This window comes from Streptomyces sp. NPDC006602 (assembly GCF_042870385.1).
Lineage (GTDB): Bacteria > Actinomycetota > Actinomycetes > Streptomycetales > Streptomycetaceae > Streptomyces.
Map to the genome: position 1 here is coordinate 42333 of NZ_JBIAHG010000042.1, position 14260 is coordinate 56592.

At 69.5% G+C, this 14260-nt stretch carries 11 protein-coding genes and 1 pseudogene; all 12 read left to right on the forward strand.

All coding sequences use genetic code 11. From position 1 onward, the window contains the following. The first annotated feature begins 355 nt into the window (after positions 1–355). Entirely contained in the window at positions 356–1162 is an 807-nt protein-coding gene (locus ACFYO2_RS44090; RefSeq protein WP_388361615.1) for a hypothetical protein, read from the forward strand. 322 nt (positions 1163–1484) lie between these two features. Continuing rightward, positions 1485–2144, forward strand: coding sequence for a TetR/AcrR family transcriptional regulator (locus ACFYO2_RS44095; RefSeq protein WP_388361618.1), 660 nt, complete (start codon positions 1485–1487; stop codon positions 2142–2144). Positions 2145–2624: 480 nt separating this feature from the next. Beyond that, on the forward strand, positions 2625–4019 hold the full coding sequence (glnT, locus tag ACFYO2_RS44100; RefSeq protein WP_388361620.1) for a type III glutamate--ammonia ligase: 1395 nt from the start codon (positions 2625–2627) through the stop codon (positions 4017–4019). Between the two features lie 34 nt (positions 4020–4053). Further along, complete coding sequence (locus ACFYO2_RS44105) at positions 4054–4827, forward strand: creatininase family protein (RefSeq protein WP_388361622.1); 774 nt, start codon at positions 4054–4056, stop codon at positions 4825–4827. 619 nt (positions 4828–5446) lie between these two features. Further along, positions 5447–7471, forward strand: a complete 2025-nt coding sequence (locus ACFYO2_RS44110; protein ID WP_388361624.1) for a dipeptide ABC transporter ATP-binding protein — start codon at positions 5447–5449, stop codon at positions 7469–7471. Next, positions 7472–8344 (forward strand): ABC transporter permease, encoded by an 873-nt coding sequence (locus ACFYO2_RS44115; protein ID WP_388361627.1) that lies wholly within the window; start codon positions 7472–7474, stop codon positions 8342–8344. A gap of 61 nt (positions 8345–8405) precedes the next feature. Continuing rightward, positions 8406–9401 (forward strand): ABC transporter permease, encoded by a 996-nt coding sequence (locus tag ACFYO2_RS44120; protein WP_388361630.1) that lies wholly within the window; start codon positions 8406–8408, stop codon positions 9399–9401. A 65-nt stretch (positions 9402–9466) separates the two neighbouring features. Next, positions 9467–9628, forward strand: a complete 162-nt coding sequence (locus ACFYO2_RS44125; protein ID WP_388361633.1) for a hypothetical protein — start codon at positions 9467–9469, stop codon at positions 9626–9628. A gap of 51 nt (positions 9629–9679) precedes the next feature. Beyond that, positions 9680–10333, forward strand: a complete 654-nt coding sequence (locus ACFYO2_RS44130; RefSeq protein WP_388361635.1) for a cysteine hydrolase family protein — start codon at positions 9680–9682, stop codon at positions 10331–10333. After that, a complete protein-coding gene (locus ACFYO2_RS44135; RefSeq protein WP_388361638.1) occupies positions 10330–11919 on the forward strand; it encodes an ABC transporter substrate-binding protein in 1590 nt (529 codons plus the stop codon). The genes ACFYO2_RS44130 and ACFYO2_RS44135 overlap by 4 nt, the downstream gene beginning before the upstream one ends. Positions 11920–12016: 97 nt before the next feature. Further along, a complete protein-coding gene (locus ACFYO2_RS44140) occupies positions 12017–12859 on the forward strand; it encodes an N-acyl homoserine lactonase family protein (RefSeq protein ID WP_388361640.1) in 843 nt (280 codons plus the stop codon). Between the two features lie 1216 nt (positions 12860–14075). Beyond that, positions 14076–14165 (forward strand): annotated as a pseudogene (locus ACFYO2_RS44145) (ADP-ribosylglycohydrolase family protein); the annotation flags it as partial. Positions 14166–14260 lie beyond the last annotated feature (95 nt).

Below are 14260 nucleotides of genomic sequence, written 5' to 3' on the forward strand. Positions count from 1 at the left end.
TGCAACGGATCTGTGCATAGCGGGGATTACTCCTTCAGCGGCGGAGACGGGTGGAGCAGAGGGGGAGCAACCGGATCGAAGGAAGCGAGGGAAACGAGGGAAACGGTGACACGAGCCCCGCTTGGACAGATGGTCCACCCAACGGGCGAGCAGTCTATGAACGCCCTGATCGCCGCAATAAGGGCAGCGCGCAAAGTTCATGTCATACTTACCGAGGTGCAACATTCCGGTCCTGGGGCGATGACTCCGGCCCTCTGGTGCCAAAAGGGGCCTGGAGCCCGCGCAGCGAGCAGCACCATCAGGAGTGATTCCGCCTCCGCGGGGCCCCCTGCCACATCCAGCGACAGGGAACACCATGCCGAAGACCAGTCCTGCCGTTGCCGATCTGGCCGGCGTCTGGCGGCGCTCACTTCTCGCCGATGACAAAGGCAGCCGCGACACCACCAGCACCGTCACCTGGGTCCAGGGCCCTACCCGCTACGCGGATCTGCGGCAGCGCATCGACCGTCCGCGTCCCCGGGCAGCGGAGAGCCTTGAGGATCTCTCCTTCGAGCAGTTGCTCGGACTTGCCGAGCAGGAGGCGTTCGCCGGTCAGCTGCGCCACGTCGACGGCGCCTTTCATTGGGAACACGCCATTGATTTCGGGCCCGCCTCCTCGCCGGACGCCGGCACCCTGAGCCGGCACGGCTCGACGCTGGTAGAGGAAGGGGTGCACTCGCCCTATGTCGAGCACTGGCACCCCGTCGCGGAAGCCGGTCCGCCCTACGCGGCCGTCGAATTGATACACCCTCCGTCCGGCTGCCGTGCTCTGTTGGTTCGGGCCGGATCCTGGTTCGGCTACGCCCGTGGCCGCCGCGAACCGCTACCACCCGGGGGCTCGCTGGCGGAACTGATCGCGGGGGCCGCGCACCCCGGTAGGGCCCGAGAGCTGCTCGACTGCGAGATATCCATGGGCTGTATCGCGGACGATCACTGGATCATTGAACGCTCAACGCTCCCGCACCGCGAGGGCCGGTCACTCGCCCCCGAGCTGGCCGGCAGCAGCAGGTTGCTGACCTGTGACACCGGCCCCGGCGGCGCGCCGTACGTCCGCCGCTGGGAGATCAGCGAAGCCGAGGGCGCCCTCCACACCCTCGCCCCGGCCCCGGGATCCGCCGCCTGAAGCTGGTGTCCGAGCGCGTCCCGGAAGCCCGACACCAGGTGGCGAAACGTGGGCTTCATTCCCAACGGTTACTATGCCGTGGTAGCCGTGAGGCCACCGCTCGGACCCCGGGACGGTGCGAGCGCCCTCCGGCATGGACATCCATTTCCCGTCCGGCTCGGTGCGATCTCGGTATGTCGTTGCCACGCGGAATCCCGAATCGGTGTGAGAGGCGTCAGTGAATCCGGAGAGCGAGAACGGGTCCGACGGGACGCCCCGCTCTGGACGTCGGGTCGGGCGTCCTCGGACCTCCGGCTCGTCGCCTGACTCCCCGCCCCGGGACGTGATCATCGGCGTGGCGGCGCGACTGTTCGCCGAGCGGGGATATGCCGGTACCACCATGACGGCGATCGCCCGGGAAGCGGGGCTGAAGCAGCAGTCGCTCTACTACTGGTTCGGGCGCAAGGAGCAGATACTTCAGGCGACTCTTGCCGTCAACCGGGTGTCCTTGGATTTCATCGACAGTCTGGCGTCCGGTCCGAACTCGCCGGCCCTCAAGCTCTATCGTGTGCTGCGGTACGACACCCTGCAGCTCTGCCTGTCCGCAATCGATTTCAATGAGATCGAACAGCTCGCGGGGAAGCAGCCCGACGCATTCGCCGACTTCTGGTGCGACTACCAGCAACTGGTGCAGTGTCTGGCCGGAATCATCCAGGACGGCATCGCACAGGGGCAGTTGCTGCCGGTCGACGCGGAGCTTGGCGCACTCGGCCTGCTCTCCTTCAACGAAGGCATGCAGAAACGCTTCCGCCATCGTGCACGGCACCGTCTCGACGCAGACGTCCCCTTCCGTTACCGCGACTACGAAGCCACCGACTACGCCAATTTCGTCGCCTGGACATCGGTCCGGTCGCTGCTGGCTGATTCCGCTGAGATCGAGCTCATTCAGCAGCAGGCAACGCGGTACGAGGACGCGCCGCCCGAAGGCGACGCGAGGGTGTAGGGCGCCCAGCGATGACAGTGGCGGGCGACAGGGAACGCATTGGCAGCGGCCCCGTAACCGCCGGTTCGCGTGTCAGCGGCGCCGAGTGTCTCGCGCGCGGCGTGACGCCCCTGCTCCCCGCCCGCACCGGAGGCCACCGCACGGTGGAGCCGGTCCGCACCTGTCCATGCCGCCACCGCACCGGCGCCGCCGCCCAGTTCGCCACCCCCGCCACGAGGCGGCCGAAGCCGCCGGTCCCGCGATGCCGCCCGTCGAGTAGCCGGCACCTGGTCGCGGCAGGCGTCTGATGTGCCCTGCCGTCGGTGCCTCCGGCCGGCTCTCCACTGAAAATCGATACGTCACAGAAACTCCCGGGAAACCGGCGAACCGTACGTTTCGAGCCACAAGGGCGACCGAGAGGCTTGATTCATTCGGAATCGTCCGCCTGGGGAGGTCACGCGCGCAGCGGCGGCGGCCCGGTACCGAAGGGCATCAGCGGAAGTGGACATCACTCTCACCAGCACTGCTCGTCAGCCGTCACCGGCCGACGAGCCACTGATCGACGTCGGTACCCTGCAGTCGGAGCTGGCCGGGGCGGGTGTCCGGTATGCCGCCATCAGCTTCGTCGACGTTCACGGAAAGCCGAAGGCGAAGATCGTCCCTCTTGATCACCTGGGCGCCGCCGTGTCCGGGTCGGAACTCTTCACCGGGGCGGCCCTCGACGCCGTACCGCAGGAGGTGAACGACGACGAGGTGTCGGCCGTCCCGGACCTCGGCGGCGGCATCGCCATGCCGTGGCAGCCGGACGTCACATGGTTCCCGAGCGATCTCCAACTGAACGGCTCTCCGTTCGAGGCCTGCAGCCGCCAGATCCTCAAGCGCTCGGTGGCGCACGCCGCGGAACTGGGCTTCGTGTTCAACCTGGGAGTCGAGACCGAGTTCTTCATCCTGCGCGACGGTGAGAAGGGTCCGGAGCCGATCGAGGAATCCGACTCGCTGGCCAAGCCCTGCTACGACCTGCGATCCCTGCTGCGGACCTTCCCTGTCGTCGACGAACTCGTCACCACCATGAACGCCCTCGGCTGGGGCGTGTACTCCTTCGACCACGAGGACGGCAACGGCCAGTTCGAGATCGACTTCTCGTACACCGACGCGGTCGCCTCGGCCGACCGCCTGACGTTCTTCAAACTGATGCTGGGTGAGATAACGCGCAGGCACGGCGTCTACGGCACATTCATGCCAAAGCCGTTCGCCAACCAGACCGGCAGCGGTGCCCACATGAACATGTCGCTCGCGGACAGCCACGGCGTGAACCTCTTCGAGGACCGTGCCGATCCCCGCGGTTGCGGGCTGTCCACCCTCGGATACCAGTTCACAGCCGGGGTCCTGCGTCATGCGAGCAGCATCAGCGCGGTGATCGCCCCCACGGTCAACAGCTACAAGCGCCTCGTGAAATCGGGCAGTGCCTCCGGGTTCACCTGGGCTCCTGTGTTCGGAACCTACGGCGACAACAACCGCACGAACATGGTCCGGATCCCGATGGGCGGTGGACGGGTCGAGTGCCGCGCCGCCGACTCGTCGATGAACCCCTATCTGGCCGCCGCCGTGGTGCTCGCAGCCGGACTCGAGGGCATCCGGGAGCAGTTGGATCCCGGCCCGCCCAACACGGACAACCTCTACCTGCTGTCGGACGCGGAGTTGTCGGCCCGCGGGATCTCGTCCCTTCCGCGAACCCTGTTGGAGGCCGTGGAGGCATTCCAGGACGATCCGCTGTGTCTGGACGTCATGGGACCTCAGATGCACAGGGCCTTCGCCGAGCAGAAGCTCCGGGAGTGGGAGGAGTTCCACACCCATGTGTCCCAGTGGGAACGCGACCGCTACCTGAAGTTCTTCTGACCGCCCGGACAAGCCGGAGATGTGAGGTGACGCGGTGGATGCCGCACAGTTCTGGGGACAGCTGACAGGTCCCGCCATCGGCGACCTGCTCGCCGCGGATCCGGGTCATGTCGCCCTGGTGCCGGTCGGAGCGACCGAGCAGCACGGGCCGCACCTGCCCGTCGCGACCGACACGGTCATCGCCCAGGCGGTCTGCGACCGGGTGAGCTCGGCCACGGGCGCGCTCGTGCTCCCGGCCATCGGAGTCGGGGTGAGCCGTTGGCACGGCACGGACTTTCCCGGAACGCTGTCGTTCACCCCTGACATGCTGCGCTCCATCATCGGCTCCTACGCCGAGTGGGTGAGCCACTCGGGACTCCGGCGGATGCTGCTGGTCAACGGCCATGTGGGCAACACGGCGGTGTTGCGGGTGGCCATCGACGACATCCGGTGTGCCCTGCCCGACGTGCGTATCGGGCTTCGTGACTGGTGGGCGGTCGATCCGACCGTGGCTCAGGAGGTCAGCAGCGACGCCGTCGACTGGCACGGAAACCGGGCCGAGACCTCGTTGATGTACGTACTCGCCCCGCACCTGGTGGACCGGACGGCGGCGAGCGGCGCCGACGACCCTGACCGCACCGCGGACCTTGTGTTCAGCTACCCCGCCGCGCAGGTCACGCGCAACGGGGTGACAGGCCGTCCGTCCCAGGCGTCCGCCGCCCTCGGCGAGATGCTCCTGACAAGGATCGTCGACGCGCTCATCGAGACCGTCGTACGCGGGCGCAAGGAGTCGCCGCCGCTGACCGCCGAAGACATGGTCCCGCCCTGATGCCTCAGCCGGCAGTCCCCGCCCGGGGAGGCGACCGGGAACTGGACGCCTGACCTGAATCGCGCGCGAGCGGACTTCAGGAACGAGGATTCGGCGTTCGTCTCACGATGCCGGCAGGCCGCGCCCGGACGCCGGAGTCCGCCGTCGGCAACGGGCTTCGGCCCCGGTTGCGGGGTCGGTGAACCGAATGAGCTCCGGCGCCGGCCTCCGCGCCTGGAGGCGCGGATCACGGCTACGGCTGCTGCCGTGGACGGCACGGCTCCTGCGTCGGGTCCGTCAGGACGTCACACCAGCTCACGAAGCTCTGCAAGCCTCACGAAGAAAGGAACAGCGGGATGCTGAGAGGAACTCTCATCCGAACGGCGCCGACCCTCGCAGAGCCTTCCCCGGCGTCACGCCCCACGGCTGACACGACTGCGGCCGCCCGCGACACCGGCCAGCGGCTCACCTTCGGCTCCGGCACTCGGCCAGGCCGGCGCGACGTGCGGGCCGGCGAGGGCGAGAACCGCCGTTGCGGTCCCGCAGCCAGGTTCCGGACGTCCGGGGCACGCCGAGTGCGGCCACCGTATTCCGAGGCCGAACGCGTGCACCGCGGCGCGCTGCGGGAGAGGGCCGGCCGATGAATCGTCATGATGCGGCAGCGGCCGTCGCCTCGGCACCGCTCCGGGCCGATGCTTCCGCCGAGCCGGTCGCCGACGTCCGGGATCTCGCCGTCACCTTCCGGCGCGGAGGCCGGAGGATTCACGCAGTGCGCGGCATCAGCCTGGATGTACGGCCGGGCGAGATCCTCGGCCTGGTCGGGGAATCCGGCTCGGGGAAGAGTGTGCTGGGCATGTCCATGCTCGGGCTGCTTCCGGAAGACGCGTTGGATCACACGTCCGGCGAGGTCAGCGTTGCCGGGCAGGACATGTTGCGCGGCTCCCCCGATGTCCGGCGGCGGGTGCGCCGCAGCCACCTCGGTGCGGTCTTCCAGGACCCCATGACCTCACTCAACCCGACGATGCGCGTGGGCCGGCAGGTCACGGAGGCCGCCGGCTCGGTCGAGGAGGCCGTGCGGCTGCTGCAGGCGGTCGGCATACCCGACGCCGAGCGGCGGATGTCCAGTTTCCCGCACGAACTCTCCGGTGGTCTCCGACAGCGGGTCATGATCGCCATGGCGGTGGCCGGCAACCCGTCGCTCGTGGTCGCCGACGAACCCACGACCGCTCTGGACGTCATGGTGCAGGCGCAGGTACTGGCCCTGTTGCGGTCGTTGGTCAGTGACATCGGATGCAGCTTCCTGCTCATCACCCATGACCTGGGCGTGGCCGCGCAGGTCGCCGACCGCATCGCGGTCATGTACGCCGGACGGCTGGTCGAGCTCGGGCCCACCGAGACGGTGCTGGGCAGCGCCGCCCACCCGTACAACATCGGGCTGATGCGCTCACGTCTGTCCTTGTCCTCGCCACGGACCGGGACGCTTGCCACACTCCGGGGCGAGGTGCCCAGTCCGGCCGCACCGCCACCTGGTTGCCCCTTCCAGCCGCGATGCGACCTGGCCGTGGACGACTGCTCCCGCATTCTCCCGGACCCGGTGCCGGTGGCCCCCGGTCATCTCAGTGCGTGCCTGCTGGCCCCGGCAGCGGTCGCCCCGCCCGCCTCCGCGGCCGACGCACCGGACAGCACCGACTCCGCTCCGCAGCCGCCCGCCGTGGCCCTCGCGGCCCCGAACGGTGCGCCCTCCGACCCGCCTGCCGTGCGGGTGCGCAACCTCACCAAGACGTTCCGGGTGAAAACCGGTCCCCTTCGACGGCGTGAACTGCGTGCGCTGCGCGGGGTCGACCTCGACGTGGCAGCGGGTGAGTCGGTGGCGATCGTCGGGGAGAGCGGATCGGGCAAGTCGACCCTGCTGCGGGCCATGTGCGGACTGGAGCCTTTCGACCACGGCGAACTGACCCTGGCCGGTCGCTCCCGTCCACAGATGGTCTTCCAGGACGCCGGCGCCTCGCTGACTCCCTGGTTGACCGTCGGGGCCCTGCTCGGCGAACGGCTCCGGCGCGCGCACGTTCCCCGGGCGGAGCACGAGGAGCGGATCTCGGCGTCACTCGCCCAGGTGGGGCTGCCCGACGAGGTCGCGCAGGCACGCGCCGCCCAGTTGTCCGGCGGGCAGCGGCAGCGGGTCTCCCTGGCAAGAGCGACCGTGGTTCCTCCCGAGGTACTGCTCTGCGACGAACCGACGAGCGCACTCGACGTGTCGCTGGCGTCGACGGTGCTCAATCTCATCGCCGGGCTCCGCCGCGACCTGGGGATGGCTGTCGTCTTCGTGACACACGACCTGTCCGTGGCGCGCATCGTCGGCGACCGGATCGCGGTGATGTACCTGGGCGCCATCGTCGAGCAGGGCCCTGTCGAGGACGTGGTGAGCCGGCCGGCCCACCCGTACACCAAGGCGCTGGTCGGTGCGGTGCCGGACTTCGGCGTCACCCCGGCGGCGGCGGTCGGTGAACCGGCGAGCCCGCTGGCCCCGCCGCCGGGCTGCGCCTTCCATCCCCGCTGCCCGGTGGCGGAGGAAGTGTGCGCCGACGCGGACCTGGAGCTTCGGCTCCTCCCCCTACGGGGCGCCCGCGAGCGCGGTGTGGCCTGTCTCAAACCGGAGTTGATCTAGATGGCCGTGGCCGAACCGCACGTGACCGCCGCGACTCCCCGCCGCAGGGGAGGCGGCCGGATTCTTCCCGCAGGCGCCGCCCGATGGATCAACTGGTCGTTGGCGGGGCTGCTCGCGGTCGTCACCCTGGTGGCCCTGCTCGCACCGCTGATCGCCCCGCACGACCCGCTCCAACCGGTCGGCATGCCCCAACTCTCCCCGGGCCAGGGCGGATTCCTCCTGGGCAGCGACAGCATCGGCAGGGACATCCTCAGCCGGGTGCTGTTCGGGTTGCGGACCAGTTGGTTCGCGGCCCTGGCGGTGATCGCCTCGGGTCTGGTCGTCGGCGGGACCGTCGGTCTCGTCGCCGGGACCGTGGGCGGCTTTGTGGACGACGTGCTGATGCGCGTCACCGACGGGTTCCTGGCGCTGCCCGCGCCGGTGCTGGCCATCGCCGTGGTGGCCGCGCTGGGGCCGAGCTTCCCCCACACACTGCTGGCCGTGGCCATCGTGTGGTGGCCGTTCTACGCACGCATCGTGCGCGGTGAGACACGAGCGCTGGCGGCCCGGCCGCATGTGGAGGCGGCCCGGCTCGCCGGAGCCGGGCCGTTCAGCATCGCGCTGCGGCACCTGGCGCCCGGCGCGCTGCCGGCGGCCGTGGTCACCGCGAGCCTGGACATCGGCAACCTCGTACTCACCCTGGCCGGGCTGTCATTCCTGGGACTCGGTCAGCCGGCACCCGCACCCGAACTGGGCGCCGACTCCGCACGCAACCTGCAGTTCCTCCTCCAGTACTCATGGATCCCGGTGATGCCCGGACTCGCCGTACTGCTCCTGGCCCTGGTCGGCAACGTCGCGGGCGATGCCATCCGCAACCTCATGGACGACCGGTAGCCCCCGGCGGGCATCCACACGCGTCCTCAGCTCTCCCGTCGCAACCCCCTAAGGAACGGCAGTGCTCCAGCTCATCGCGAAGCGTGTGGCCGCCATGGTGGTGATCCTTTTGGTGCTCACCGCCGTGCTTTTCGGACTGCAGAAGGTCTCCCCCCTGGACCCGGCACACGCCATGCTCGGTGCCAACGCGACGGCCCCGGCGATCGCCGCGCAGCGGCACCTGCTCGGACTGGACCGGCCGCTGCCCGACCAGTTCGGGCACTATCTCGCCGCTCTGCTCCAGGGCGATCTCGGTGAGTCGTACCGCACCCGCAGTCCGGTGCGCGCCGACCTGGGGACGTTCGCTCCGGCCACCGTGGAACTGATGCTCTTCGCCTTGGCGTTCGCGCTCGTCCTCGCCGTGCTGCTCGCTGTGGGCACGACGCTTCGCTGGCCGGGGGCCAGGGTTTTCCGGCTGGTCCTGTTCGTCGGTGCCTCGGCTCCGCCGTTCCTGCTGGCGATCGCCGGGATCCTGCTGTTCTACGCGCACCTGGGGTGGTTGCCGGCGACCGGGCGGACCGGCATCGCCGATGCTCCGACGGGTCCGACGGGCCTGCTCACGGTCGACGGTGTGCTGGCCGGGCGGTTCGACGTCGTCACCGACGCCCTGAGCCATCTGGTGCTGCCGGCTCTCGCCGTCGCGATCGGCCCGGCCGTCTCCATCGGCCGGGTACTGCGGTCGAGTCTCGTCGGCACGATCCGCAGCGACTACGTGCGCACGGCCCATGCCAAGGGGCTGCGGGAGCGGCAGGTGATGGTCCGGCACGTGATCCGCAACTCCCTGGGCCCCGCGTTGTCCATGACCGGTCTGCAGGCGGGCCTGATGTTCGCCGGTGTCCTGGTCATCGAGCAGGTGTTCTCCTGGCCGGGCGTCGGCCAGTACATGGCGCAGAGCATCCCGGTCGGGGACTTCCCGGCCATCGCCGGGGTGACCCTTCTGCTGGGCGCCGGCTACGTCGTGATCAACACGACGGTGGACCTCCTGCAGGGCATCGCGGATCCGAGGATCAATGTCTGAGCACCCGCCGGGGACCGGCCGGCACACCGCACCGGCAGCCCGCCCGCCCGCCCGGGCCCGTCCAGATGTGCCGGAGCCAGGCGGGCCTGCTGGAGGCGCTCACCGGCACGGCGGTGCGGCGGCTCGGGCTGACCGCTCCCGACTACATCGACCCGCGTTCGGCGGGCACCGGCACACCGGTGACCTGCCGGCCGGCGCCCGGCAGCCCGGACCAACAGACCGGCTGACACCGACCGGACGCGGCACCGTGGCCGCCCCGGGCCAGGAAAGGAGTACCCGTGGACCTACCCGCCCTCTTCGTCGGCGATCCGGCGCTCATCGTGGTGGACATCCAGCGCGGCACAGCCATGCCGCCCGAGGTCGTCGGCATCGCGCACATGCCCGGCTGGCAGGACCGCATCGAACGGGCCGAACGGCTTGTCGCGGCCGCCCGTGAGGCCGGCGTGCCGGTCGTCTTCTTCCAGGAGGTGCACCGGCGCAGCGGCGTGGACTTCGGCCGGGAACTCGACGGCGCCGAGGGGCCGCACTGCATCGAGGGCGACGAGGCGACCGAGCTCTGGCCGACCCTGCGCCCCGAACCGGGCGAGGCCCACATCGTCAAGCGCCGCTACTCCGGGTTCATCGGCACCGAATTCGAGATCCTGCTGCGCGGCCTGGGGGTCTCGACGCTGGTGCTGATCGGCGGACTCACCGATGTGTGCGTCCACTACACGTTCGCGGACGCCCATCAGCGCGACTACCACGTCCGCGTGGTCGAGGACTGCGTCGGCGGCTCCAGCCGGGCCCGACACGACGCGGCACTGGACGCGATGGAGTACCTGCAGACGGGTGCCCGTCGATCGACCGCGGAGATCATCGACGCCTTCGCCGGCCTGGGTGGCCGGCCGAAGGCGGCAGCATCGTCAGCACTCGTACAAGGAGAGTTCGCATGACAGGACGACTCAGACGCAACAACCGCGCCCGGGCAGCAGTGACGGTGGCGGTGAGCGCCGGGCTGCTCGCCGGGTGCGGCGGCTCGTCGAACGGCGCCAAGGCCGCCGCGGCACCCACCGACCACGTCCTGCATGCCAGTTTCCTTCAGGACCCGGGCCAGCCGCCGGACCCGGACATCTACTACGCCGGGCAGGGTCTGCTGCTCACCACCAACCTCTACGAGGGGCTGCTGCAGTACCGGCCCGGCACCGACAAGCCGGAGATCGTCAGTGACCTCGCCACCAGTTTCAAGGCGTCACCGGACAACAAGGCCTTCACGTTCCAGCTCCGCCACGGCGTGAAGTTCCACGACGGGACGCCGTTCACCGCCGCCGCCGTCAAGCCCTCGTTCGACCGCCGTCTCGCGGTCAACCAGGGCCCGGCCTACATGGTGTCGGACGTCGCCTCGGTCACCACGCAGGGCGACTACGAGGTCACCGTCAAGCTGAAGCACAGCAACGCCGCGTTCCCGGCCTATCTGGCATCGGCCTACGGGCCGAGGATGATGAGCCCGACGGGGCTGGTCGCCCACGCCGGCAAGGACCATGCCCAGACGTATCTGCGCAAACATGACCTGGGCACCGGCCCCTACACGCTCACCGATGCCCGGGTGGGCACCCACTACGCGATGAAGGCGTTCGCGGGGTGGTGGGGCCCGAAGCCGTATTTCACCTCCGTCGACATGCCGGTGTACACGGACCCCTCTGCCCAGCAACTGGCCCTGAACAAAGGGCAGCTGGCCATCGTCATGCACGACCTGAGCGCGTCGGCGGTGCAGTCGTACCGGAAGAACACCGCGCTGAAGAACTACTCGATGCAGTCGATGAACTCCGACTTCCTCTACGTCAACCCGCACCGCGGCATGCTCACCAGCCCGGCCAACCGCTCGGCGCTCCTGCAGGCGATCGACGCCGACGCGCTCTACAAGGCGGTGTTCACCGGCCGGGCCGACAAGGCCGACCAGGCATACCCGGCACGCATGATGCCGACGGGTGAGGCCGAGCAGGGCATCAGCCACGATCCCTCGGTGCTCAGCAAGATCGCGGCCACCCTGCCCGCGGGCCAGCGCACGCTCACCATCGGCTACGACTCGCAGTCCTCGGACAACCAGACGGTGGCGAACCTGATCTCGGCGCAGCTGAGCTCCGCGGGACTCACCGTGAAGATCCAGGCGTACCCCACATCACAGATCTTCACCTGGCCGACCGACGTCAAGGGTGCTCCGGACATGCTGCTGTCGACCGGCTGGCCGGACGCCGCGGCGCCCTACACGTGGGCCCACATCAGCTACGAGGAGGGCGCCGGGCTGAACTACATGCAGTGCTCGACGCCGCAGATCACGAAACTGATCCACCAGGGCCTGGCCACGGGAAGCGACGAGGTGTTCTCCAAGGTCGGCACGCTGGCCGCGCAGTCCGGCTGCTGGGAGAACCTGGTCAACCAGGACGACTTCATGGTCGCCCAGCCCTGGTTGAAGGGCGTGAAGGAGGCCCATGTGATCACCGCGCCGTTCACGCTGAGCGTGGCCGCGCTGTCCGCGGGCTGAACCGACGGCCCACCACGTACACACGACGCCGTGGCGTCCGGCGCGCACCGTTGGTGCCCGCCGGACGCCCGGCACACCACCGGAAATGAGGGAAGAGATGGGCACTGGGGTGCGCGAGATCGTGCTGCTGACCCTGGGCTGGGAGGATCTGCCGAAGTCGGTGTCGGTGCTCGGCGCGCCGAGCACCGAGCGGCTGCGTGAGCCGGTTCCCGGAGTGCTGCTGCACTGCGACGGCGGCTGGCTGCTCCTGGACACCGGCTTCAACGCGGCCTTGGTCAATGATCCCGTCCTGCGGCGGCGCTTCCACGGGGGTCCGGTCAAGGCCATCCTGCCCGGCCCCGGGGAACCCCTGGAGGAGGCACTGGCCGAAGCGGGCATCGACATGGACCAGATCCACGCCGTCGGCCTGAGCCACCTGCACAACGACCACGCCGGCGGGCTGAAGCACTTCGCCGGCCGGGTACCCGTCCACGTCCAGCAGACCGAACTCGACTACGGCCTGTCCGGCCACCCGGAGCCGGAGCGGAACGCCATCTACCGAATCGACTTCGACGACCCCAGGATCGACTGGCGCACCGCCACCGGCGACGTCGAGATCGCTCCCGGGGTGACCGCGGTGCTCACCGCCGGACACACGCCGGGCCACCAGAGCTTCGTGGTGACGCTTGACGAGTCGGTGGGCGGCGGGGGGTTCGTCTTCGCCTTCGACGCTGCCGACCTGACGGAGAACATCGAACACGAGCTGCCCGTCGGAGGCTCCATCGGTGTCGACCCGGCCGAGACCGTGGAGCCGATACGCAGACTGAAGCGGCTGGCCGCCGACCGCGGCTACCGTCTCGTCCCCGGGCACGACCCGGTGGTCTGGCCGGCACTGACCTCGGAGTTGGCCGATCGCTTCACTGGCCTGCGGGCACATGCCCGCAAGTCGAGCGACGTGTGAACGCGCGACGTCCTGCGGACACCACTGCTGTGTCCTGTGGTCTCGCGTTCCCGCATCTGTACTCCTCTCCGCGATCGCCGCCAACGCCGACGGACCGGCCACAGCAAGGCCTTCCAGCGCGTCCAGCCACGGAGCCGCGTACAGGCACTGTGCGACCAGCGGCCGCGCCCACTGCCACTGCCGAGCGACGACCTCTGCCAGCGCGGTGAGCACCCGTCTGGATTCGGTGACGCCGAACCCCGCGAGCTCGATTCTCAGCACCTGGCCGCCACGACCGGCCGACCCGCGCGTGTCTGCTGCCTGTAGATCTCATTTCCACAGGTCAGCGATGTGGTGGAGTTCTACACGTTGAACCGGAACTCCACCACATCCCCGTCCCGCATCACCCGCTCGCCCGCCGCGCCCTGTAAAAGACCCTCGGCGTCGCGCTGTACCAGGAACAGGCCATGCAACTGGCCATCGAAACGGGACCGGGATCATGGTCCGGTAGAAGCTGTCGACGTCGAGCGCGGCGGCGACCACGAGCTCTTCGAGTCTGCGCTTGCCGAGCACGTTCCCGCAGCGGCGTGTCACTGCATCGTGGGCCTGGTCGGACGAGCCGCGGACGGCTTCGGTCACCGCGAGCCGTCGTAATCCCGTCGAGTGCCGGCCCGCCGGCAGCGACAGCACAGCGTCGGCAGGGTGGACGTTGCTCACACCCTGGCCCCGGTGCCGGCCTCTCCGCAGATCAGCTACTGCGCGATGCGGGCCGCGTTCGACCAGATCGGGCTGCTGCCACGGCAGCCGCATCCTGGACGAGGCCCGGGAGACCGCCGATCCGGTCCACCTCGTCCGCCTCTTCGGCATCCATCCCAGCATCGCCGTGAAGTACGTACACGCCGCGCACCCGGACAAGGCCCTGCCGCGGATCCGCTGACCGGGCGACACCGCCCGCACCCACGGCACGCGGTAAAAGACGTCCACCATCCCTTCGCCCTGGTCCCTGCCGGATCCGATGCTCGCCACACCCACCTGTAACCCCGCCCTTCCCCCGGATCACGCGGCTGAGCCCAAGTGGGACGGCTACCGGGCACTCGTGGGCCGATGGCCGCGTGCTGATCCGCTCCCGCGCCGGCGGTGACCTGACCGGAGCCTTTCCCGAGATCCTTCTCGAACCGCCGGACGCGACCACTTGCCATCGACCGACGAAAGTTCCCTCGGGTGCATCAGAGCTGCCGACCAACGACGAGCCGGAAGCGGCTCCCTGATGCGGGCATCGACCTCCGCGGTCCACTTCGCGGCCGCCGGCCAAGAAGCCACCATGAACCGCATCCCCCACACCGCGCGTCCGCTTCGCACCCCTGGGGGAACCGTGAAAATCATCTGGCTGCTGCTCGCCCTGCCTCTCACCGCGCTCACCAT

Bases quoted from the DNA above. Each gene is read 5' to 3' on its own strand.
- ACFYO2_RS44135 (WP_388361638.1), top strand. From the start codon at position 10,330: ATGACAGGACGACTCAGACGCAACAACCGCGCCCGGGCAGCAGTGACG.
- ACFYO2_RS44125 (WP_388361633.1), top strand. From the start codon at position 9,467: ATGTGCCGGAGCCAGGCGGGCCTGCTGGAGGCGCTCACCGGCACGGCG.
- ACFYO2_RS44110 (WP_388361624.1), top strand. From the start codon at position 5,447: ATGAATCGTCATGATGCGGCAGCGGCCGTCGCCTCGGCACCGCTCCGG.
- ACFYO2_RS44140 (WP_388361640.1), top strand. From the start codon at position 12,017: ATGGGCACTGGGGTGCGCGAGATCGTGCTGCTGACCCTGGGCTGGGAG.
- ACFYO2_RS44115 (WP_388361627.1), top strand. From the start codon at position 7,472: ATGGCCGTGGCCGAACCGCACGTGACCGCCGCGACTCCCCGCCGCAGG.
- ACFYO2_RS44090 (WP_388361615.1), top strand. From the start codon at position 356: ATGCCGAAGACCAGTCCTGCCGTTGCCGATCTGGCCGGCGTCTGGCGG.